The organism is Cellulomonas sp. Leaf334, from assembly GCF_001424195.1.
Classification (GTDB): Bacteria; Actinomycetota; Actinomycetes; order Actinomycetales; family Cellulomonadaceae; genus Cellulomonas.
In genome coordinates this window covers 1,945,449-1,966,902 of the sequence record NZ_LMOO01000001.1, presented here as the reverse complement: position 1 = coordinate 1,966,902, position 21,454 = coordinate 1,945,449, and the positions used below count along the sequence as shown (strand labels likewise).

Here is a 21,454-nt window from a genome sequence, read left to right as displayed (position 1 = left end):
AGGTCAACTGTGCCCCTCGGTGGAACACGGTGCTACTTTCGGTGGATGACAGTCGACAGCGAGACCGGTACGCGTGGCCGGACCCGCAAGGCGATCCTCGACGCCGCGATCCGGGTCCTCGCCGCCGACCCGAGCGCGAGCCTCGGCCAGATCGCCGACGCCGCCGACGTCGGCCGCACGACGCTCCACCGCTACTACCCCGACCGCGCCGAGCTCCTCACGTCCGTGATGCAGGAGGCAGGACGCCGGCTCGGGGACGCCGCCGTCCGTGCACGCCTGGACGAGGGCACGGGGCTCGACGCGATCCTGCGCGCCTGCCAGACACTCCTGCAGCTCGGCGACCTGCTGACCCTCATGTTCACCGAGGTCGTCTCCATCGACACCTGCGGGCCCGAGCACGGCTTCTCCCAGTCGCTCGACGACGCCTGCGCGCGGGGCCTCGCCGACGGCACCCTCGACACCCGGCTCTCCCCCGGCTGGCTGCAGGGCATCCTGTGGTCGTCGCTCTACCTCGGCTGGAGCGAGCTCCGCGAGGGCACGACCCCTCCCCACGACGTGGTCAGCCAGCTCCTGCTCACCGTGCGCAAGGCGCTCGCGGCACCGGGCGAGTGAGGATCGGAGTGGACGCGCGGGCCGGCCGAGGCGCACCATCGACTCGTTCATGACGGAGACGAGCACGGAGCGCATCACGATGCAGCGGGGAAGCGAGGCGGCCGTCCAGGCCTGCTCAGGCGGGACCCGGACGCCCGCTCAGCACGCCTGACGCCACCGACGGACTCACGTTCCGCCGGTCCTCCGGCACACCTGCACGGGCGCTCGCGCCGCCACGATCCCGTGCCGGCTCCCGTCGCCCCGAAAGCCCACGACCGTGAACCCCCTGACCGAGAAGCTCATCCGCGCGTCCTTCGTGAACTGCTCACGACGCGAGGCCGCCCAGCTCACCCTCCCCGACCTGTCCGAGCAGCGTTGGGACCGCCTCGACTACCTGGGCTGGATCGACCGCAAGGCACCCCTGCGCGCCTACGTGGTGGTGCCCGTCGAGGACACCCTCGTGGGCATCGCGCTGCGCTCGCCCGAGGTCGGCAAGCGCCGCCGTGCCGTCTGCGCCTGGTGCGAGGACGTCTACGCCACCGAGGACGTCTCGATGTACGTCGCCCGCCGCGCCGGCGCTCCCGGCCGGAACGGCGACACCATCGGCACCCTCATCTGCACCGGGTTCGAGTGCTCGCACAACGTGCGCCGCAAGCCCACGATCATCGAGGCGGGACAGGACCCAGCCGGTCTCGTCCAGAGCCGGATCGGGGGCCTGCGCGAGCGGTCGGTGCGGTTCGCGCGCGAGGTGCTGCGCGAGCTCTGACGGCTCCCGGTGGTGCGGCGACGGTCCGCCGCACCACCGGACCGGCTAGTTCGTGCTGCCGAACGGCGCCGCGAAGGCGTACACCGCGGCCGCGGTGACCGCGAGGCTCGACAGCGTGACGTACACGCGCGTCGCCGAAGGTCGCGTCATCAGTTGGTCCGGGTGAACGGGGCCGCGAACGCGTACACCGCAGCCGCGGTGACGGCGATGCTCGACAGCGTGACGTAGACGCGCGTGGCGGAGGGTCGGTTCTTCACAGGGTGCTCCTCGTGACGGTGGACGCCGTGGCCGGAGCCGCGGCAGGCGGGTGGTGCACCCCGGCGGCGTCGCCGGGGAGTGTGGTGGTCCGGGCGGCTGCCAGGACGAGGACTGCCGCGAGGCCGGTCCAGAGGAGGACGTCGCCCACGCTGAACACCATCGCGAGCCCCGGGACGGGGACCAGGTCCGCGAGCGGGACGAGCAGCGTCGCCCCGTCGATCGGGACGTGGCCCGGGGCTCCTGCGACGTCGAGGCCGACCGACCGGGCCGCCGGGACGGAGAACGGCATGCCTCCGTTCAGCGCGGTCGCGAGGGCGTTCGACAGGGCTCCCGCCGTCGCGACCGCGAGCGCGACGCGGACCGCGCGGCCCGCCCCGCGCGCGTTCGCGGAGGCGAACCCGACGGCGCACACCGCGAGCGCGAGGGGCACCAGCGCCCCGCCGGCGGCCTCGAGCACGCCTGCGGCCCAGGCGGGGTCCGCGCTGCGCAGCACCTGGACGGCCGCACCGGACAGCGCCCAGGCCGCACCGCGGACCCGGACGTTCGCGAGGGAGGCGAGCCCTCCGCGGCGGAGCACGAGGACGAGGGCGGCCAGCACCGGGACGACCAGCAGCAGCACGATCTGCGCGGCACCCATCAGTGACCTCCTCGGTGTCGCGGGACGGTATCGACCCTGGCCAGGCCTCCACAAGGGTCGTCTCAGCGCCCGACCGCAGCTCAGTTGCCAGCGCGAACCATCTCCCACCTGTGACCGTTCTGTGCTGGTCTAGGTGGCGGCCGACAGGGGGTTGGCCCGGCGCGGCCTACAGGTCGCGCCGACGTGTGAGGAGGACACCGCATGGCGGCACGTCGAACTCTGGTCGCACTAGCCTCATCGATCGCCATCGTCGCAGCGGGGGCCATCGCGTCCCCGGCCGCGGCGCACGATCGCGGGAGATCCCCGGAGAAGTTCGCCCAGAAAGTCAGCACCAAGGCCGTCCAGGGACACCTGGCAGCCTTCCAGCGCATCGCCGACAAGAACGACGGCAACAGGGCAGCCCTGACGTCCGGCTACGAGGAGAGCGCCCGCTACGTCGAGCGCACCCTGCGCAAGGCCGGGTACAAGACCGAACGAGACCCGTTCACCTTCGACCGCGAGATCATCGACACGGAGACCCTGACGGAGAACTCCCCGGGCTCCGCCGCGTACACGGTGGACCAGATGGAGTTCTCCCCGAACGCCCCCGTCGGCGGGATCACCGCCGACCTCGTCGCCCCCACAGACCCGCTCGGCTGCACCGCCGACACGTGGTCGGGCGTCGTCGCCACCGGCAAGATCGCCCTCGTCAGCCGTGGTGCGTGCCCGTTCGCGGACAAGGCCCTCAACGCGGAGGCAGCCGGCGCGATCGGCGTCGTCATCTACAACAACGTTCCCGACGTGCAGCTCTTCGGCACGCTGGGCGCCGAAGGTCTGGTCACCGTCCCCGTGGCCGGCGTCCGGCAGGCCGACGGTCAGGCGCTCGCCACAGCGCTCGCTGCCGGCGTGGTGAACGTGACGCTGGACGTGAGCAGCCACACCGAGGTGGCCGAGTCGTTCAACGTGATCGCGGAGACCAAGCAGGGCCGGGACGACAACGTCGTCATGCTCGGCGCGCACCTCGACGGTGTCGAGGAGGGACCCGGGATCAACGACAACGGCACCGGGTCGGCAGCGATCCTCGAGACCGCCGTCCAGCTCGGCAAGTCGCACACCCCGCACCACAACACCGTGCGGTTCGCGTGGTGGGGCGCCGAGGAGCTCGGGCTCATCGGGTCGACGGCCTACGTCGAGGAGCTGGCCACGCAGGAGGGTGAGCTCGACCGCATCGCGACGTACCTGAACTACGACATGGTCGGCTCGCCGAACTACATCATCGGCGTGTACGACGCGGACGAGTCCACCTACCCCGCCCCGGTCGACGTCCCCGAGGGGTCGGTCGCCACCGAGGCGGTCCTCACCAGCTGGTTCGACAAGATCGGCCAGCCGTGGGTGGACACCGAGTTCTCCGGCCGCTCCGACTACCAGGCGTTCATCCTCAACGGGGTCCCGGCGTCCGGCCTGTTCACCGGTGCCGACGACGTCAAGACGCCCGAGGAGGTCGCCCTGTTCGGTGGGACGGCGGGGATCACGCACGACCCGAACTACCACTCCGCAGGTGACGACCTGTCGAACGTGAACGCGAAGGCCCTCGGCATCATGTCGAAGGCGATCGCCGCGTCCACCTACTCCCTCGCGTGGGACACGTCGGCCATCAACGGCGTCTCCGGCCCGGGCAAGGGACACCCGCACCCGGGCCACGGCCACGGGCCGGGCAAGCACCTCGCACCCGAGGACCGCGTCCTGCTGGAGCGCGCCTCCTGACGACCGGGGTGGCGCGCACGGGCTCCGTGCGCGCCACCCGCGGTCACCCCAGGTCGAGCAGCCCGGCGAGCGCGCGGTCGATGCCCCTCCATGTCGGCGAGGGAGAGGTACCCATGCGCGATTCCTTGACTCCACTGCATCCGCTCCCCTAGCGTCGTCACGCCGCCGGGCAAGCGCTTTCTCGCAGGGGTGTTGAGATGCACGTACGACGACGTACCAGCCTGTTCCTCGCCACGCTCACGGTGCTCGGCGCCGCGCACAGCGGCCTCGCCGGCCCGGTGCTCGCCCACCAGGGACCCGGTCACGACCGACCCGACGTCACCGTCTCCGTCGACGGCCGGGCGGACTTCGCCAGCGTCCAGGCAGCCATCGACGCGGCCCCGGTGGGCGCCACCGAGCCGTGGGTCGTCGCCGTGCGGCCCGGCGAGTACCGGGAGCTGGTCAAGGTTCCCGCGACGAAGCCGTTCCTCACGCTCGTCGGCACGGGCCGCCGCGCCCAGGACGTCGTCATCGCCTACGACAACGCGAACGGCACCCCCAAGCCCGACGGCTCCGGCCCGTACGGCACGTCGGGAAGCGCGAGCGTGACGCTCGACGGCGCCGACTTCACGGCGCGGAACCTGACGTTCGCCAACCTCTTCGACGAGGCCGCGCACCCGGAGATCACCAACCGGCAGGCCGTCGCCGTGCTCACGCGCGCCGACCGGCTCGTGTTCGACGGCGTCCGGTTCCTCGGCAACCAGGACACCCTCTACGTGAACAGCTCGTCGGCCGCCGTCGTCGCCCGCGCGTACTTCCGCGACTGCTACGTCGAGGGCGACGTGGACTTCATCTTCGGCCGCGCGACCGCCGTGTTCGACCGCAGCCAGATCCACTCGCTGACCCGCGGCTCGGCCACGAACAACGGCTACGTGACCGCGCCGAGCACCATGATCGACAACCCCTACGGCTTCCTGTTCACGCGGTCCCACTTCACCAGCGACGCCCCCGCCGGCACCGTGTTCCTCGGCCGGCCGTGGCACCCGAGCAACGACCCGAACGCGATCGGGCAGGTGCTCGTGCGCGACTCGTGGATCGGGGACCACATCGGCGCAGTCGCGTGGAGCGACTTCTCCGGCGGCTGGCTCTGGCGGGACGCCCGCTTCGCCGAGCACCACAACCGCGGACCCGGCGCCCTGCTCACCGCCGACCGCCCGCAGCTGACGCCTCCGGAGGCCGGGCTGTTCACGGTCCGCGCCTACCTGTCGGGCACGGACGGCTGGTCGCCGGAGCTGCGTCGCCGCTGACGGAGCGCGTGCTCGCAGCAGAGGTGTCTCGGCCACGGGACGCGGGGCTACGGGGTGCTGGTCCGAGCCGGGTCACCGAGCGTGATCCAGTACCGACGCTTCGCCCCTGCCTTCGGGTGCGAGACGACGTCCTGCAGCACGCCACCGGCCGCCTCGATGGTCCGCACCGACCCGATGTTGTCGGGCGAGCACGTGACGAGGACGCGCTCGAGCCCGAGCGTCGCCGCGACGCGGAGACCCTCGCGCATCAGGTCGCCGGCATAGCCCTGCCGGCGGTGCTCGGGCAGCACGACGTAGCCTCAGCCAAGGCGGTACACCGACACGTGCGAACGCGAGTCGGCGGTGAACTCCTCACCCGACCAGTCGGCGTCGCGGCTCTCCAGCGCGAAGCCCGCGAGCTGCGCCATCAGGTCGAGCTCGGACGGCCAGATGTACCGGTGGGGCGTCCAGCCGTGGTCGGCCTGCCGGCCCTCGTCGAACCGGAAGTGGTGCGAGTCGACCCGCTGGTGCAGGACGTCGTAGGTGTCGAGACCGATGTAGTCGGGCTCGTTCAACCAGACCGTGGCCCCGACGCCGGGCGGGAGCTTGCGCAGCTCGGGCACCCAGAGCTCGATGACGAACCGGCCGCCGGGGACCAGGTGGCGGGCCGCGTTGCGGAAGCACGCGACCTGCTCCTCCTGCGTGAGCAGGTTCGAGATCGTGTTGAACACCAGGTAGACGAGGCTGAACTCGCCCGGCGCCGTGGCGGTCGCCATGTCGCCCAGGACGACCGGGAGCGTGTCCTCGTCGACCTTCGTCCGCAGCTGCTCGACCATGTGCGACGAGAGCTCGATGCCCGCGACCGGCACCCCGCGCTCCGCGAGCGGGACGGCGACGCGGCCGGTCCCGATGGCGAGCTCCAACGCTCGACCGCCGTCCGCGAGCGCGGCGAGCCGGTCCAACGTCGGTCCGAGGACCTCGGGCGCGAACATGCCGGTGCCGGGGGTGTCGTAGCGCCGTGCGGCCTCGGCGTCCCAGAGCTGTGGTGTCATCCCGACGACGATGGCAGCGGGCCTCGCCGGACGTCCACGCAAAAACGCGCAGTCAGTCCAGCGCGGCGAGCTTGCGCCGCAGGACGTCGCGCTCGCGCTCGTTCCCGCACAGCTCGACGGCACGTTCGAGCTCCCGACGGGCGTCGTCGCGACGGCCCAGGCGGCGCAGCAGCTCACCGCGGACGCTCGGCAGCAGCTGCGACTCGCGCAGGGCGCCCGACGCGACCAGACCGTCGACGACCGGCAGAGCCGCCGCGGGGCCCTGCGCCATCGAGATCGCGACCGCGCGGTTGAGCTCGACCACCGGCGACGGCGCCAACCGGCCGAGCGCCTCGTAGAGCACGACGATCCGGTCCCAGTCGGTGTCCCGGACCGACGGGGCGACCGCGTGACACTCGGCGATCGCGGCCTGGACGCCGTACGCGCCGAGCCCTCGACCCACGCGTCCGGCCGTCGCGAGCGCGGCGCGTCCCCGCCGGATCGCCGCACGGTCCCACCGTCGACGGTCCTGCTCCTCCAGCAGCACGGGCTCACCGTCGTCACGGACCCTCGCCGGGAACCGTGCGGCGGTCAGCTCCAGGAGCGCGAGCAGGCCGTGGACCTCGGGCTCGTCGGGGACGAGCCGCGCCAGGACGCGGGCCTGGCGGACGGCCTCGTGAGCGAGGTCCTGACGGATCCAGTCGCTGCCCGACGTCGCCGACGAGCCCTCCGTGAACACCAGGTAGAGGACGTTCAGCACCGCCGCCAGCCGCTCGCGGCGCTCGTCGGGCGGTGGCACCTCGAACGGGACCTGGGCCGCGCCGAGCGTCTTCTTCGCGCGCGTGACCCGGGCCTGGACGGTTGCCGTCGGCACCAGGAGCGCCCGGGCGATCTCGTCGCTGGTCAGACCACCGACCACCCGGAGCGTCATCGTCACCTGCGCCTCCCGGGACAGCACCGGGTGGCACGCGACGAACATCAGCGCGAGCACGTCGTCGTCGATCCGGTCCGGGTCCCACAGCAGGTCGCCCCCCGCACCCTCGCTCAGGTCACGGGCGAGGGTCGCGTGCCGCTCGTCGAGCGCGACGCGACGGCGATACGTGTCGACCGCGCGCCGACGACCCACCGTGAGCAGCCACGCCGCCGGGCTGCTCGGGACACCGTCGCGCGGCCACGCGACCAGCGCCGCCGCCAGCGCCTCCTGTGCGAGGTCCTCCGCCAGCCCGAAGTCGCCCGTGTAGCGGGCGAGGGTCGAGACGATGCGCGCGGACTCGATCCGCCACACCGCCTCGACCGCATCACGCCCGGTCCCCGACGAGGTCAGAGCTGGCCCGTCCGCTCGCGCCACGTCCGCACTCGCCTTCCCGCGGCTGTCACCCGACGACGTCAGAGCTGGCCCGTCCGCTCGCGCCACGCCCGCACTCGCCTTCCCGCGGCTGTCACCCGACGACGTCAGAGCTGGCCCGTCCGCTCGCGCCACGCCCGCTCCTTCTGGATCCACTCGTTGTCCTGCGGGAACTCGTCGATGCTCGTCACCCGGCGGATCTCGGTCTTCTGGCCGGGGCCGGTGAGCGGCGCGCGCTTGGCCCACTCGACCGCCTCCTCCTTGGAGGCGACGTCGAGAATCCAGAAGCCGCCGAACAGCTCCTTGGTCTCGCCGTACGGGCCGTCGCTGACGACGGGCGGCTGCGACGAGAAGTCGATGACGACGCCGTCGGCCGCATCGTCCAGACCTTCCGCCGCGACGAGCACGCCGGCGGAGATCATCTCGTCGTTGAACCTGCCCATCGCCTCCATGATGTCGGCGAACTCGATGTTCTCGAACGCCGCGTACGCCTCGTCGGTGGCACGCATGATCAGCATGTACTTCACGGTTCTTCTCCTACCGTTCCGGGGGCCCCCTTCGGACCCTCTCATCGTCGAGTCGAACGGCGGAACCACGAGATCGACATCGTCGACGAGCAATTTCCGACGTCGCCTGCGGACCCCCGCGCCTACGCTGCGGCAGATGGATCGTGGAGAGCTCGTCGAGTACGTCCGTGCGCAGGCAGACGGTGTGATCAGCACGCTCGGCCCGGACGGGTCGCCGCAGGCCGCGTACCTGCCGATCACCGCGACCGACCGCGGCGAGCTCGTGCTCGACGCGCGGACGTCCTCCCGCAAGGTCGCGAACGTTCGTCGGGACCCGCGGGTGGCGGTCGTCGTCGGAGGTCGCGACGGGACCACGCTGCAGTGCGAAGGGACCGCCGACCTGCCCGACGGCGCGGACCGGGACGCGTGTGCGCGGGCGTACCTCGACGCGTTCCCGCAGTTCGAGGCGTCGCTGGCCGATCCCGACGTGGTGCTGGTCCGGGTCCGGCTCACGTGGGCCCGCCACGGTGACTACCGGCCGGGGGTCTCGTCGTCGCAGGACGTCGACCTGCGGGTCGGCATCCGCCGCGTCCGCGCCGACGACTGGCGTTCCGCACGCGCCCTGCGGCTCGACGCGCTCCGGGACGAGGCGGCCGGCCTCGCCTTCCTCGAGACCTACGAGCACGCGGCGGCGGAGCCGGACGTGTTCTACCAGGGCCGCACCGCCCGTGCGGCCGACGGGGACGAGGCCGCGCAGTTCGTCGCGGTCGACGGCTCGGACTGGGTCGGGTCGGTCACGGTCATCGCGCAGCGTGCCGGCACCCTCGACTACCACGGGCGGCCGATCGAGCAGAGCCGCGCGACGGTCGTCGGGGTCTTCGTCCGTGGCGAGCAGCGGGGCTCGGGGCTCATCGACCGGCTGCTCGAGACCTGCGCGCAGTGGGCCGGCGACCTGGGGTTCGAGCTTCTGACCCTCGGTGTCCACCGCGACAACGTCCGGGCGCAGGGCGCCTACCGGCGGGCGGGCTTCGCGCCGTCGGGCGTCACGTTCGAGAGCACCATCGGCACGGAGATCGAGATGGTCCGACACCTGCGACCGGGTGTGCAACGCGACACTTCGGACAATTCACCGCCCGGAGTCGGCTAGCCTCTGTCGTCCGCCGCACTCTCCCCCGCCACTGCGGGCCCGACGCCGCGACGCTGACCGAAGCCACGACGGTGCTGCTCGAGCAGGCCTCGGACCGGAGGAGACCCGATGACCGACGAACGCAGCGCCGCCGACGCGGACCTGGCCACGGCGCGCCGGCTGCTGTCCGAGGGCGGGGACGACGCGACGGACGCCGCCGCCGAGCACGCCGACCGCGCCGTCCAGGCGTACCTGGAGCTCGGCGACGTGCCGGCTGCCGCGGACGTGCTCTGGTTCCTGGGCCGGCTGGACGACTCGCGCGGCCGCACGGACGACGCCACCCGGCACCTGCGGGAGGCCGTCGAGGGTTTCGTCGTCACGCACGACGACCGCGCGGACGAGGTGGCCGACGAGCTGTTCGCGCTGCTGCGCCGGACCGGGCAGGCCGACCGCCTGCAGGAGTTCCTGACCTGGCGGTTGTGGCTCGTCGGCACGATGTCCGGGGAGCAGGAACGCACGGCGGCGGCCGGTAGGCGCCGGGCGCCCTGACAGGGGCGCTCAGGGCTGGCGGCGGTAGACGGTCCACGCCTCGGCGGTGTCGAGGCCTCCGTCGGCCGCACGCGTGTACACCAGCCGGTCGTGCAGGCGGTCGCGTCGGCCCGCCCACAGCTCCACCTCGTCGCACTCGATCCGCCAGCCGCCCCACCCGTCGGGGACGGGGACGTCGCCGGCCGACCCCGTGTCCGGGTACAGGGCCGCGTACCGCTCGTAGGTGGCGACCAGCGTCGCTCGGTCGGCGATCGGCTGCGACTGGTCGGACGCCCAGGCGCTGATCCGCGAGCCCCAGGGGCGGGTGGCGAAGTAGGCGACGATCTCGTCACGACCCACGGGGACGGCGCGGCCCCGGAACCGGACCGCGCGGAACATCGCCGGCCACGTCAGCGACGCGGCGACGGATCCTGTGGCGGTGATCTCGCGGCTCTTCGCCGAGCCGAGGTCGGTGACGAACCCCGGCCCGCGCTCGTCGAGGAACCGCATCAGGACGGTGCGGACGTTCGCGTTGCCGTCGGCGTCGACCGTCGCGACCGACAGCGCCGTCGGCTCGACGACGTCGCCGCGCTCGGCGTGCCGAGCGTGCGCCTCGGCGACCCACCGGCGGACCTGCTGGAGCGGCGTCGGCGCGAGGTCGTCCTCGCTCAGCCCTTCGCCCGAGTACTCGCTGCGCACACCGCCACCCCTCGTTCGTCGGTCCGGCTGCCCGGGCCCCGGCGAGCGTACGTCTCTCGGGTCTAGGCTGACAGCGGCTTCCAGGCAGCCGACCGGTCCGCGGGCAGGGCACAGCCCACCTGGGCGTGAGACGGCTGCACCCCTCCGCCTCCTTTCGGCCCGACCACGCGGACACCGGGCGACGAGAGGAGGTCGCTGTGGCGACCCTGTCCCTGCCCGCCCACCCGGACCTCGGGCACCTGCGCCGCCAGGCCCGCGCCCTGCAGCGCGCCGCCGTGGCCGGGGACCCGCAGGCTGCCGACCGGATCGCGCGGAACCACCCGGACCCGCCGGCGGACCTGACCACGTTCCGGCTCAGCGCCGCGCAGCTCACCGTGGCTCGCGAGTACGGCTTCCCGAGCTGGCCGCGGCTGCGCCACCACCTCGACGCCCGGACCGCGCACACCTGGGATCCCAGCGACGAGGACCAGTCGGTAGGCGCCCAGTTCTGCCGGCTCGCGTGCCTGACGTACTCGGGCAGCGACGGACCGGATCGCTGGGCCGCGGCCCGGGCGCTCCTCGTCGCGCACCCGGACCTCGTCGAGGACGACATCTGGGCGGCCTCGGCCGCGTCCCGGGCGGACGTCGTCGCCCGCCTGCTCGACCGGGACCCGGCGCTGGCCCGTCGTCGCGGTGGCCCGCACGGCTGGCGTCCGCTCGCCTACCTGGCCTACTCGCGCGTCGGCGGCGGGGACCCCGTCGGCACGGCCCGGCTGCTGCTCGATGCGGGTGCGGACCCGGACGAGGGCTACCTCTGGCACGGCGAGCCGACCCTGTTCACCCTGCTCACCGGCGTGTTCGGCGAGGGCGAGGGCGGTCCGGTGAGCCAGCCGCGCCACCCGGAGTCGCTCGCGCTCGCCCGGCTGCTGCTCGACCGCGGCGCCGACCCGAACGACGGGCAGACCCTGTACAACCGCATGTTCGGCGCCGACGACGACCACCTGGTCCTGCTCGTCGAGTACGGCCTCGGTCGCGGTGACGGCGGGGTCTGGCGCCGCCGGCTGGGTCCGGAGGCGGTGGACGAGCCCAGGAGGCTGGTGCGGGACCTGCTGCGCTGGGCCGTCGAGCACGGGCAGCTCGCCCGGGTGGAGCTGCTGGCCGACCAGGGGGTGGACCTGCATGCGCCGTTCGACGACGGGAGGTGGCCGACCGGTGGCCGCTCGGACCCGACCCCTCCGACACCGCTGAGCCTGGCCGCCGCCAGTGGCGACCGCAGGGTCGTCGACCTCCTGGTCTCGCGCGGTGCGGAACGCGTCGACGTGGCGCCGGTCGACGCATTCGTCGAGGCCGCGATGCTGGGCGACCGGGACCGGGTGGTGGCGCTGGGGGACGCCGTGGCGGCGCAGGCGCGCGACCAGCGTCCGGGACTGGTCGTCTGGGCGGCGGCGCGGGGTCGGCACGACACCGTCGCGCTGCTGGTGGACGTCGGGTTCGACGTGAACGCGTACGGGAGGCAGGACGTCCCCGTCGAGGAGCGGTGGGAGACCGCCCTGCACGCCGCGGTCGACCTCGGGGACACCGACCTCGTCGCGCTGCTGCTGAGGCTCGGCGCCGACCCGACGCTGCGGGACGCCCGGTTCGGCGCGACACCGCTGGACTGGGCGCGCCACCTCGGTCGCTCGTCGGTAGCGGCGCTGCTCAGGTGAATAGAGGACTTGTCTTATAAGAGACATGTCTTCTAGTCTCAAGCCATGTCCCTCAAGCACGCCGTCCTCGGGTTCCTCTCGATCTCCCCGATGAGCGGCTACGACCTGCGCAAGCACATGGAGGAGTCGGTCGCGCACTTCTGGCCGGCCGACCAGGCGCAGATCTACCGCACGCTCGGCCACCTGGCGTCAGAAGGCCTCGTCGACGTGCGAACCATCCCGCAGGTGGGCAAGCCCGACCGGCGCGAGCACTCCATCACCGACGCCGGGCTGGCCGAGCTCGACTCCTGGCTCGCCGCACCCGTCGAGTACGTGCCGTCGCGCGAGGTGTTCCTCGTGCGGCTGTTCTTCGTCGGCCGCCTCGGCCCCGACCGTGTCCGCGCCGTCCTGGAGGAACGCGCCGCGGAGGCGCGTGAGCTCGCGGCCGTGCTGGAGCAGACCCGGGTCGGCTCCGAGCAGGCGCTCGCAGCCGCCGGCATCACCCCGACCCTGGAGATGCGCCTGCGTCTCGCAACCCTCGCCAACGGACTCGTGCACGCACGCGCCGAGCTCGACTGGGCTCAGGACCTGCTCGCCGAGACCAGCTGACCCAGCCCGACTGAACGTCCACGGATCCACCGACCGCCATCCCGGCGGCCGGGCGATGCCCCACGCCCGAAGGAGCCCACCATGACCATGACCGCCCCCCGCACACGCAAGCCCGCCACCCGGCAGGCCGTGCTGGTCTACGCCGTCGGAGTCCTCGTCCTGTCCACGCTCGGCGGCCTCGTCATGGCGTCGTCTCCGGACCCGGAGACCAGCGCCGGCGCCCTGCTGTTCATCATGAGCCCGTTCCTCCTGGCCGTCGGCCTGCGCACGATCGGGCGGGAGGGCTGGGCCGACGCCGGCCTACGCCTCGGCCGCGAGCGCGGCTGGTACGCGGTCGCGCTGCTGCTGTTCCCCGCCCTGTTCGCGGTGCCGCTCGTGCTCGGTGCGCTCGTCGGCGACGCGCACCTGGCGCCCGGCGCGGCCGAGCGGTTCGCCGTGCTGTTCGCCACCGGGCTGGTCGCCCGCCTCACGTTCGCCGCGTTCGAGGAGTTCGGCTGGCGGGGGTACCTGGAGCCCCGGCTCGCGGCGCTCGGCGTCCCGGCGCTGCGGCGGCACCTCGCCGTCGGCGTCCTGTGGGCCGTGTGGCACGTGCCGTACATCGTCGCGTTCGGCGACGGCTACACCACTCTCCCCCTGGTCGTGCAGATCCCGATGTTCTCCGTCGCGGTGCTCGCGATGGCCGTCATCTGGGGTGTCGCCCGCGACCGGACCGGAAGCGTGTGGCCCGCGGTGCTCGGGCACGGCATGGCCAACGCGGTCGCGTGGCCGCTGCTGTCCGCAGAGGTCGTGGTCATCGACACCCCGCTGGTCTTCGGCGTCCGCCCCGAGAGCCTCGTCGTGCTCCCGCTGCTGATCCTGACGGCGGTCGTGGTCTACCGGCGCTGGGGGCGCACGGGCGTCGGTACTGTCCCTGCATGACCGAGCAGGCAGTGGCGCGACGGGTCCCGTGGGCGACGGTCATCGGCTGGGCGGCGCTGCTGCTGGCCGTCGCCGCGGCGGTCGGTGCCGTGCTGGCGGTCGTCTACGCCGTCGAGGGGTTCCGGAACCCGCAGGGGTTCGGCGACCTCGGTGCCGTCGTGGTGCTGATGGTCTCGCTGGTTCCCGCCCTGCCCGCGCTCGTCGCCGGCATCGTGCAGGCCCGGCGCGGCTGGGCACCGCGCTGGCGCTGGCTCAGCACCGTCGTCCTGGCCGCGCTCGCACCCGCCGCGACCGTGGTCCTGCTCCTCCGACAGCTCGTCAGCTGACAGCGGCTCCACACGAGGACACCCATGCCGAAGAACATTCGCGTCGTGCAGGGCACCGTCGTCGTCGAGGGCAGCTTCTCGGAGTCGGAGCTCCTCGTCGGGCGATACACGTCGAGACGGGATTTCGAGCTCTGGAGGTCGCAGCACGCGTCACTGGCATTCCTGACGAACCTGCCCGTCATCGAGCGACTGGGGCTGATCAACGTCAAGGTCGCCGATCCTCGTGCCCTCGCGGAGCTCGGCACGCTCCGGAGCCTCTTCCTCAACGGCTTCAGGTCGGCCTCGGGCTGGGGTTTCCTGGCGGATCTCACCCAGATCGAGGAGCTGCACATCCTCAACACCCGGGGCCCTCTCGTCCTGCCTGACCTGCAGCGGCTCGACCACCTGACGACCGTGCGCATCTGGGGCTGCAAAGGTCTCTCGGACATCACGATGCTCACCGACGTGCCGCACCTGGAAGAGGTTGAGCTCGTCGACACGGCCCTGACTCCTGACGACCTGCTCCCCCTCCTCGAGAAGCCGTCCATCGCCTACCTGGGGTCCAGCTTCGCCAGGAAGCGGGACACCGACCTCGTCGACGAGTACCTGGACAGGTACGGCAAGAAGGCCTACCGAGAAGCGACGTCGTGACCTGACCGATATCCCCGTGCACCGGCCCGGGCGGGCTCGTACGTTGTCGCGATGGAGCAGCCCGCCATCCACCAGCACTACGACACCGCGTACGACGAGGACACCCGCTTGCGCGAGGGCCTCGGCCGGCTCGAGCTGGCGCGGGTGCAGGAGATCGCCCGTCGCCACCTGCCTCCCGTTGCACGCGTGCTCGACGTGGGCGGCGCGACGGGGGTCCACGCCGAGTGGCTGCTCGACGACGGCCACACCGTGCACCTCGTCGACCTGCTGCCCGGCCACGTCGAGCGGGCCGAGACGCGGCTGGGCGGCCACGAGCGGTTCACCGCGTCCGTCGGTGACGCCCGCGCCCTGCCCGTGGGCGACGCGTCGGTCGACGCCGTCCTCCTGCTCGGCCCGCTGTACCACCTGACCGACCCCGCCGACCGGCTGGCGGTGTGGCGGGAGGCGCTGCGCGTCGTCGTGCCCGGCGGGGTGGTGATCGCCATGGCGATCAACCGGTTCGCGTCCCTCTTCGACGGGCTCGCGCAGTCCTACCTGTTCGACCCCGCGTTCCGGGCGATCGTCGCGCAGGACCTGGCGACCGGGGTGCACGAGAACCCCACCGGGGACCCGCGCTGGTTCACGACCGCGTACTTCCACCGACCGGAGGAGCTCCCCGCGGAGGCCACCGAGGCCGGGCTCGTCGTGCGGGAGACGGTCGGCGTCGAGGGTCTGGCCCACTGGATCAAGCCCTTGGCGTCCGCGTTCGACGACGGTGACGCCCGCCGCGACGTGGTGCTCGACGCCGCGCGGGTCGTCGAGCGGGAGCCCAGCCTGCTGGGTCTCAGCTCGCACCTGGTCACGGTGGCGACCCGTCCGGGTATCGAAAGTTTTCGTTCACCCTCTGCCTAACGGTTTCGTCGCTTTGCTGCCCGTCGTCGCCCTGCCGGATCGTCGGCGGCAGAGCGACCGTGGTCGGACGAGTCGCCCGTCATGAGGGAGCACCCGTGTCCAGGACCCGTTCGATCGTCGTCGCACTGTCGGTCGCGGCGCTGATGGCGGCCACCGTCGTCGTCCAGGTTCCCGCGCAGGCGGCGCCGTTCGTCGCCGCCGTGGAGGACGAGGGCGCCGACTGCGCGGTGCCGACCCTGCCCGACGCGGGTTCGTTGCCGACGAACGCCAAGCTGCCCGACCCGTTCACGGCACTCAACGGCACGCGGATCGCCACCAAGGCGGACTGGCGCTGCCAGCGGGAGCTGACCAAGCGGCTGGCGGAGAAGTTCGTCTACGGCGAGAAGCCGGGCCGGCCCGCGAGCGTGACGGGCACGGTGTCGCGGACCAGCATCACCGTGAGCACGACCCACCAGGGCAGGAGCTCCAGCTTCTCCGCGAGCGTCCAGCTGCCCAGCGGCACGGGTCCGTTCCCGGCGGTCGTCGTGTACGGCGGGTTCGGTGCGGACACCGCGGCGATCCGGGCCGCCGGCGCCGCCGTCATCAGCTACGACCCGTACACCGTCGGCAAGGAGGGGACCGGCCGCTCGAACAAGCAGGGCGCGTTCTACGCCCTCTACGGCGCGCAGAGCAGCACCGGTCTGCTGATGGCCTGGGCCTGGGGGGTGAGCCGGATCATCGACGTCATCGAGCAGGCGGGCGGCAGCATCCTGACGGCCGACGCCACCGGGGTGACCGGCTGCTCGCGGTTCGGCAAGGGGGCGTTCGTGGCCGGCGCGTTCGACCAGCGGATCGCGCTGACCATGCCCATCGAGTCCGGCAGCGCCGGCGTCCCGATCTTCCGGGGCATCCCCGGTGAGGGCGCGCAGAGCCTGAGCAGCGCGTACGGCGAGCAGCCGTGGTTGGGCGACGCGTTCGGGACGTTCACCGGCAACCCGAACCGGCTACCGGTCGACACGCACCAGATCGTCGGTCTCGTCGCACCGCGCGGACTGCTCATCATGGACAACCCGCACATCGCCAACCTCGGACCCCGCTCGGCGAGCGTGGCGGCACTGGGAGGCGCGGAGGTCTACAAGGCGCTCGGTGCCGGCGGGAACATCACCTACTGGTCCGACGTCACCGACGGCTCGCACTGCGCGAACCGCGCCGAGTGGCGCACGCCGCTGCAGCAGAGCATCCAGAAGTTCCTGCTGGGCACGGGCAGCACGCCCGGCACCTTCCGGATCTCGAGCAAGGCGCAGGGCCGGCTGGCGGACTGGGTCGACTGGCAGACGCCCGTCCTCGGGGACGGCCCCACGCCGACCCCCACACCGACCACCCCGATCCCGACTCCCACGCCCACCAGTCCGACTCCGACTCCGACGCCGACGACGACGCCCACCAGCCCGCCCGTCGGCGGCTGCACGGCGACCGTGGCGGTCAACCAGTGGACCGGCGGCTTCGTCGCCAGCATCCGCATCACCGCCGGCTCGTCGCCGATCAGCCGGTGGAACGTCGGCCTGACCCTGCCGTCGGGCGCCACCATCACCAACGCGTGGAACGTCACCCGGTCCGCCAGCACGGGACCGGTCCAGCTGACGAACGTCGCCTGGAACGGCTCCCTCGGCGCCGGCCAGGTGACGGAGGTCGGGTTCCAGGCCACCGGCTCCGCAGGGGGACTCACCCCCACCTGCAGCGTCGGGTGACCTACTCCGGAGCAGCCGCCCAGACGCCCAGCTCGTTGCCGGCCGGGTCGTGGAAGTGGAACCGGCGTCCGCCCGGGAAGCCGTAGGGGCCGTTGACGACGGTCCCTCCGGCGGCCACCACCGCGGCGACGGTGGCGTCGAGGTCGGCGGAGAACAGCAGGACGAGCGGGCCGCCCGTCCCGGGCACGCCCTCCGCGCTGAGCCCGCCGACCTCGCCGTCGCCGTCGGCCCGCCGGATGCCCGCGTAGCCGGGGCCGTACTGCGTGAACTCCCAGCCGAACGCGCGGGAGTAGAAGTCGATCGCCGCCGGGAGGTCCGGCGCGGCGATCTCGACGTAGTCCAGGGTGTGGTGTGTCGGAGCCATGACACCGACGCTAGGGGTCACCACCCACACCCGGTCAGGCGTACGGCAACAGGTCCGGGTCGGGGGCGACGAGCAGCACCGGGTCGTCGGCGGACTCCTGCACGCCCCACAGCTCGAGGAACCGGTCCCGGCCCAGCCGGTCGACGGTGCCGGCCAGCGCGGCCGAGGCCCGCGCGTGCTCGTCGAGCAACCACAGCGCGACGGCCGCGAGCACGGCGGGGAGGGCGGGGACGTCGGACGCGAGGGCCAGCGTCATCAGGTCGGTCGTGGCGTCGTGGAGCTGCTCGTCGCCGAGGGCGCGCAGGGCGCTGGACACGGTCGCCGGGTTGCCGTCGTCGGCGGCGTCGACGAGCGCCACGACCCGGGCGTCGTCGTGCGGGAGCCGCGCGAACCAGGTCGCCGCCTGGACCTGCGCGTCGAGGTCGTCCACCGACCGCTCGCCGACGGCCGCCCCGGGCCGGTCCAGCAGGACCCAGGCACCGTCGGCCCCCGCGACCGCGAACACGAGCGCGCGCTCGCCGTCATGGACCGCCGGGGTCAGGCCCTCGCTGCCGTCGAAGTCCCGCGGGACCGGCGGCAGGGCGACGGGGCCCGTGGCCTCCCCCTGGAGCACGGCGTCGACGGCGAGGACCTCTCCCGTGCGACGGCCGACCACGACGAGGCCCGCGGCGGCGCACCGGGCACCCACGGTGTGCCGGGTGCGGCGTTCGAGGTGGTCGAGCCAGGCGGTGGGCTCGTCGGAGAACGCGGTGACGGGCACGACGACGGATCCCATGTCAGTAGACGATCAGGGCGGCGGACGACGTCGTGCCGATGCTCGTCGACCCCGCCGCGACGGTGTGCACGATCTGGGTCGCGGTGACCACGGGTGGGCCCGTCTCGCCGAAGTTGTGCCACTTCTTGACGTCGCGTACCCCGGTCTTCATGAACAGCCGGTCGTACGTCGCCGCCCAGGTGCTCTGGTCGTTGCCGAGCCCGGGGTGCGTGAGGCTGGCCGTGATCGCGTCGAGGACGTGCTGCTGGGCCGCCGTGGCGGTCGCGGCGGCGGGGAAGGTCTTGCCGATGACGTGGAGCGTCAGGAGCGTCTCGGCCTCCTGGATCGAGATGTCGCGCGCCTGCTTGATGTCGTCGGCATGCTCGCGCTCGGCCCGCTCGTCGAGCGTGGACATCGCCGCGCTCAGCGTGATGTAGACGTCCTTGCCGCCACGCTGCGTGATCGACTTGTGCTTGCCCGCGGGGAGGTACCAGCAGACGTTGCTGCCCTCGTCCACGTGCTGCTTCCACGTCGGCGTGCAGGTGAACGTCGGCGGGTCGGCCGCGGTCGGACCCATCGCCGCGACCGTGCCGAACTCGAACTGCGGCGCCTTGTACCCGTCGGGCGCGCTGGTGAGCCCGATCCGCATCCCGTTCGGCGCGGAGCCGCCACCCATGATGTCGGCCGCCGAGCCCACCGACGGGCCCGCGAGCGCCTCGAACCCGTCCAGCCCGGCGAGCACGGCGCCGCCCGACGCCGCGGCCGGGGACCCGAGCCCGTGCGTCGCGGTCGACGCGAAGATGCCCTCGGCACCTTCGCTCTCCGGCTCGTCCTCGACCTCGACGACCGCGTCGGCCGACCGCGTCGGGGGGTGCTGGAGGTACTCGCCGACGGCCCTGTTGCCGGCGGTCCGCTGCAGGACGTGCAGGAACGGCTCCGGGGTCCGGCGGGCGTGGTTCGCGCGGCCGGGCGCGCCAGCGGCGGGCGTGCGCGGCTGGTCGTACGTCCTCATCGAGTGCCCCCCGAGTCCTTCTCGACGCTAGCCCTCGGCCCACGACCGGACAAGCACACCCCCTTGCACCTCACGTGACGTGAGGGCCTAGCGTCGGGCGCAGCGGCGACGACGGTGCGCCGCCCGAGCCGAGGAGCGAGCATGACGAGCCTGGTCCCGTACCTGACGGTGCACGACGCGGCGGCCGCGATCGCGTTCTACACGGCGGCGTTCGGCGCGCAGGAGACCGGCGAACGCGACGAGGGCGACGGGCGGATCGGCTTCGCCGCCCTCACCATCGCCGGCAACGCGTTCTACCTGTCCGACGAGTTCCACGACTACGGCGCCTACGCCCCGGCGACGCTCGGGCACAGCTCGTGCGCGGTCGTGCTCGGGGTCGACGACGCCGACGCGGTCTACGCCGCGGCGGTCGCCGCGGGTGCGACCGTCGACCGGGAGCCGTCGGACCAGGGCGACGAGAAGCGCGGCTGGCTCGTGGACCCGTTCGGCCACCGCTGGGCTATCCACTCCCCGTTGCGCTGAGCGATGGCCGACGAGTGGCGGGTGGGTGAGCTGGCGGACGTCTCCGGCCTGACCGTCCGCACGTTGCACCACTACGACGACATCGGCCTCCTGACGCCGGACCGCACGACCGCGGGCCATCGCGTCTACCGGCGCGAGCAGGTGGAGCGGCTCTACCGGATCAGCGTGCTGCGGCGGTTCGGGACGTCCTTGGAGGACATCGCCACGGCGCTCGACGACCCGACCTGGACCCTCGACGGTGCCCTGCGCACGCACCTGGCCACGCTGGAGGACCAGGTGCTGCGCATGGAGCGGCTGCTGCACCGGCTCACCGTGGTCCCCGCCGACGGTCCCGCCGACGAGGACGTCTGCCGGCGTCTGCTCGCCGTCCTCGAGGACACCATCGTCGCCGCCACCGAGCCGCTGCGCCGGATCGCGGTGCTCGTCTACGCCGACCTGGAGGCCGCGCACCGGCACCTGGTCGACGTGTTCGGGCTGGAGCCGGGACCGCTGCACCGCGACGACACCGGCACGGTCGTGCACGCGGAGGTCCGCACCGCCGACGGGATGGTCATGCTGCACCGCGTCGCTCCCGAGTGGGGTCTCGCGTCGCCGGCGACGCTCGGGGGCGCGACAGGCATGCTCGTCGTCACGGTCCAGGACGTCGACGCCCACCACGACGCGGTCGTCGCGCGTGGCGGCACCGTCACGTTCCCGCCGGCCGACCAGCCCTACGGGGTGCGCGAGTACGGGGCGCTCGGCCCCGAGGGCGAGCCGTGGTCGTTCTGGGCGCCGCTGCGCTGAGCCTCCAGCACGGTCAGGTCGCGCTCGGCGTACCTGCGGTGCTCCCACTCCTCGTTGAGCACCACCCGCAGGCACCGGCGCGGCGTGAACGAGTCGCCCTCGTCGGGCCAGCCCGGACCGACCAGCGGTGCCCCGGGGACGTCGAGCTGCTCGTCGGTCAGGCCGTCGACCACACCCCGCACGAGTGCCATCGCGGCGAACCGGAGGGAGAGCGCCTCGTCGAGCGACGGCCGCGCGTCGCGGTCCCGCGGGACGCCCGGGCGGGGCCGCATCTCGTCCCACGGCAGGGACAGCGGGTGCCACGGGGTGGGGTCGCCCAGGACGGCGCGGCCCACCCACGACTCCGACGCGAACGCGAGGTGGCGCAAGGTCTCGACAAACGACCACTCCTCCGCCACCGACTCGTGCAGCGTCTCCGGCGGCAGCCGTCGAGCACGTTCCACGGTCGCGGACCACAGCTCCTCGTTCCGGTCCCACGCCTGCCGGAACCCGTCGGCGGTCGTCGGCCGGAACAGGACCCGGTCGGGGAACCGACGGTCCAGCTCTGCCTCGATCAGCGGGGCGACGTCGACGCCGTTGATGACGAGGTCCTCGATCTCCCCGTCGATGGTGGTGTGCGTGATCTCCACGTTCCGCATCACCACCTGGTGGAGACCGACGGCCCGGAACGTGGCGCCGGTCAGGTCCACCATCGTGAAGCGTGCGTCGTGCAGGTCTGCGTCCCGGAACTCCGCCATGCCCTCCACGCTAGGACGGGGG

The 21,454-nt window shown here is 72.9% G+C and carries 25 protein-coding genes; 15 read left to right on the top strand and 10 right to left on the bottom strand.

The window, feature by feature from the left end:
* The first annotated feature begins 45 nt into the window (after positions 1 to 45).
* The gene (locus ASF78_RS09025) at positions 46 to 612 is read left to right on the top strand and encodes a TetR/AcrR family transcriptional regulator (protein WP_056587082.1); all 567 of its coding nucleotides are present in this window, start codon (positions 46 to 48) and stop codon (positions 610 to 612) included.
* 256 nt (positions 613 to 868) lie between these two features.
* Positions 869 to 1,357, top strand: a complete 489-nt coding sequence (locus tag ASF78_RS09020) for an FBP domain-containing protein (protein WP_056587079.1) — start codon at positions 869 to 871, stop codon at positions 1,355 to 1,357.
* 253 nt (positions 1,358 to 1,610) lie between these two features.
* Here ASF78_RS09020 and ASF78_RS09015 read toward each other — a convergent pair whose 3' ends face one another.
* Positions 1,611 to 2,252: a DUF5317 family protein gene (locus ASF78_RS09015; RefSeq protein WP_056587076.1), complete on the bottom strand. Its 642-nt coding sequence runs from the start codon at positions 2,250 to 2,252 to the stop codon at positions 1,611 to 1,613.
* Positions 2,253 to 2,453: 201 nt separating this feature from the next.
* Here ASF78_RS09015 and ASF78_RS23290 point away from each other — a divergent pair, with 201 nt between their 5' ends.
* Together ASF78_RS23290 and ASF78_RS09005 are read left to right on the top strand one after the other, a co-directional pair.
* Positions 2,454 to 3,995, top strand: a complete 1,542-nt coding sequence (locus tag ASF78_RS23290) for a M20/M25/M40 family metallo-hydrolase (RefSeq protein ID WP_056587074.1) — start codon at positions 2,454 to 2,456, stop codon at positions 3,993 to 3,995.
* A 197-nt stretch (positions 3,996 to 4,192) separates the two neighbouring features.
* Positions 4,193 to 5,281, top strand: coding sequence for a pectinesterase family protein (locus ASF78_RS09005; RefSeq protein ID WP_082494878.1), 1,089 nt, complete (start codon positions 4,193 to 4,195; stop codon positions 5,279 to 5,281).
* Between the two features lie 47 nt (positions 5,282 to 5,328).
* On the opposite strand, the gene ASF78_RS09000 is transcribed toward ASF78_RS09005, so the two are convergent.
* The 4 genes from ASF78_RS09000 to ASF78_RS08985 all read right to left on the bottom strand — a co-directional run bounded on the left by ASF78_RS09000 (position 5,329) and on the right by ASF78_RS08985 (position 8,154).
* Positions 5,329 to 5,571: a GNAT family N-acetyltransferase gene (locus ASF78_RS09000; RefSeq protein ID WP_056587071.1), complete on the bottom strand. Its 243-nt coding sequence runs from the start codon at positions 5,569 to 5,571 to the stop codon at positions 5,329 to 5,331.
* Between the two features lie 9 nt (positions 5,572 to 5,580).
* Entirely contained in the window at positions 5,581 to 6,312 is a 732-nt protein-coding gene (locus ASF78_RS08995) for a class I SAM-dependent methyltransferase (protein WP_056587068.1), read from the bottom strand.
* Between the two features lie 52 nt (positions 6,313 to 6,364).
* Positions 6,365 to 7,576: an RNA polymerase sigma factor gene (locus ASF78_RS08990; protein WP_369816312.1), complete on the bottom strand. Its 1,212-nt coding sequence runs from the start codon at positions 7,574 to 7,576 to the stop codon at positions 6,365 to 6,367.
* Positions 7,577 to 7,743: 167 nt separating this feature from the next.
* Positions 7,744 to 8,154, bottom strand: coding sequence for a YciI family protein (locus ASF78_RS08985; protein WP_200940578.1), 411 nt, complete (start codon positions 8,152 to 8,154; stop codon positions 7,744 to 7,746).
* Positions 8,155 to 8,299: 145 nt separating this feature from the next.
* On the opposite strand from ASF78_RS08985, the gene ASF78_RS21955 reads away from it, so the two are divergent.
* Both ASF78_RS21955 and ASF78_RS08975 read left to right on the top strand, forming a co-directional pair.
* Positions 8,300 to 9,289, top strand: coding sequence for a GNAT family N-acetyltransferase (locus ASF78_RS21955; RefSeq protein ID WP_162243347.1), 990 nt, complete (start codon positions 8,300 to 8,302; stop codon positions 9,287 to 9,289).
* A 108-nt stretch (positions 9,290 to 9,397) separates the two neighbouring features.
* Entirely contained in the window at positions 9,398 to 9,817 is a 420-nt protein-coding gene (locus tag ASF78_RS08975; protein ID WP_056587059.1) for a hypothetical protein, read from the top strand.
* Between the two features lie 9 nt (positions 9,818 to 9,826).
* Here the strand turns inward: ASF78_RS08975 and pdxH are convergent, their stop codons facing one another.
* Positions 9,827 to 10,495 (bottom strand): pyridoxamine 5'-phosphate oxidase, encoded by a 669-nt coding sequence (gene pdxH / locus ASF78_RS08970; protein WP_056587057.1) that lies wholly within the window; start codon positions 10,493 to 10,495, stop codon positions 9,827 to 9,829.
* A 197-nt stretch (positions 10,496 to 10,692) separates the two neighbouring features.
* On the opposite strand from pdxH, the gene ASF78_RS23285 reads away from it, so the two are divergent.
* From ASF78_RS23285 to ASF78_RS22990, 7 genes are all read left to right on the top strand, one after another.
* Positions 10,693 to 12,180, top strand: coding sequence for an ankyrin repeat domain-containing protein (locus ASF78_RS23285; RefSeq protein WP_056587054.1), 1,488 nt, complete (start codon positions 10,693 to 10,695; stop codon positions 12,178 to 12,180).
* A gap of 45 nt (positions 12,181 to 12,225) precedes the next feature.
* On the top strand, positions 12,226 to 12,768 hold the full coding sequence (locus tag ASF78_RS08960; RefSeq protein ID WP_056587050.1) for a PadR family transcriptional regulator: 543 nt from the start codon (positions 12,226 to 12,228) through the stop codon (positions 12,766 to 12,768).
* Positions 12,769 to 12,849: 81 nt separating this feature from the next.
* Complete coding sequence (locus tag ASF78_RS08955) at positions 12,850 to 13,686, top strand: CPBP family intramembrane glutamic endopeptidase (protein ID WP_056587045.1); 837 nt, start codon at positions 12,850 to 12,852, stop codon at positions 13,684 to 13,686.
* Positions 13,683 to 14,012, top strand: coding sequence for a hypothetical protein (locus ASF78_RS08950; RefSeq protein ID WP_056587041.1), 330 nt, complete (start codon positions 13,683 to 13,685; stop codon positions 14,010 to 14,012). Before ASF78_RS08955 ends, ASF78_RS08950 begins: the two co-directional genes overlap by 4 nt.
* Positions 14,013 to 14,036: 24 nt before the next feature.
* On the top strand, positions 14,037 to 14,642 hold the full coding sequence (locus ASF78_RS08945; protein WP_056587037.1) for a hypothetical protein: 606 nt from the start codon (positions 14,037 to 14,039) through the stop codon (positions 14,640 to 14,642).
* A 51-nt stretch (positions 14,643 to 14,693) separates the two neighbouring features.
* The gene (locus tag ASF78_RS08940; protein ID WP_056587034.1) at positions 14,694 to 15,533 is read left to right on the top strand and encodes a bifunctional 2-polyprenyl-6-hydroxyphenol methylase/3-demethylubiquinol 3-O-methyltransferase UbiG; all 840 of its coding nucleotides are present in this window, start codon (positions 14,694 to 14,696) and stop codon (positions 15,531 to 15,533) included.
* A 95-nt stretch (positions 15,534 to 15,628) separates the two neighbouring features.
* Positions 15,629 to 17,260 carry a cellulose binding domain-containing protein gene (locus ASF78_RS22990; RefSeq protein ID WP_235518448.1) on the top strand — a complete coding sequence of 544 codons (1,632 nt, stop codon included), beginning with the start codon at positions 15,629 to 15,631 and terminating at the stop codon, positions 17,258 to 17,260.
* 1 nt (position 17,261) lies between these two features.
* Here the strand turns inward: ASF78_RS22990 and ASF78_RS08930 are convergent, their stop codons facing one another.
* Genes ASF78_RS08930 through ASF78_RS08920 form a run of 3 tightly spaced genes read right to left on the bottom strand, consistent with a single transcriptional unit; the run spans position 17,262 to position 19,390 of the window.
* Complete coding sequence (locus ASF78_RS08930) at positions 17,262 to 17,624, bottom strand: VOC family protein (RefSeq protein ID WP_056587028.1); 363 nt, start codon at positions 17,622 to 17,624, stop codon at positions 17,262 to 17,264.
* 34 nt (positions 17,625 to 17,658) lie between these two features.
* On the bottom strand, positions 17,659 to 18,399 hold the full coding sequence (locus tag ASF78_RS08925; protein WP_056587026.1) for a hypothetical protein: 741 nt from the start codon (positions 18,397 to 18,399) through the stop codon (positions 17,659 to 17,661).
* Position 18,400: 1 nt separating this feature from the next.
* Complete coding sequence (locus ASF78_RS08920) at positions 18,401 to 19,390, bottom strand: hypothetical protein (RefSeq protein WP_056587023.1); 990 nt, start codon at positions 19,388 to 19,390, stop codon at positions 18,401 to 18,403.
* Positions 19,391 to 19,531: 141 nt separating this feature from the next.
* On the opposite strand from ASF78_RS08920, the gene ASF78_RS08915 reads away from it, so the two are divergent.
* Positions 19,532 to 19,912, top strand: coding sequence for a VOC family protein (locus tag ASF78_RS08915; protein WP_056587019.1), 381 nt, complete (start codon positions 19,532 to 19,534; stop codon positions 19,910 to 19,912).
* Between the two features lie 3 nt (positions 19,913 to 19,915).
* Complete coding sequence (locus ASF78_RS08910) at positions 19,916 to 20,695, top strand: MerR family transcriptional regulator (protein ID WP_056587018.1); 780 nt, start codon at positions 19,916 to 19,918, stop codon at positions 20,693 to 20,695.
* On the opposite strand, the gene ASF78_RS08905 is transcribed toward ASF78_RS08910, so the two are convergent.
* Positions 20,623 to 21,432 (bottom strand): DinB family protein, encoded by an 810-nt coding sequence (locus ASF78_RS08905; protein ID WP_056587015.1) that lies wholly within the window; start codon positions 21,430 to 21,432, stop codon positions 20,623 to 20,625. The genes ASF78_RS08910 and ASF78_RS08905 overlap by 73 nt on opposite strands.
* Between the last annotated feature and the right edge of the window lie 22 nt (positions 21,433 to 21,454).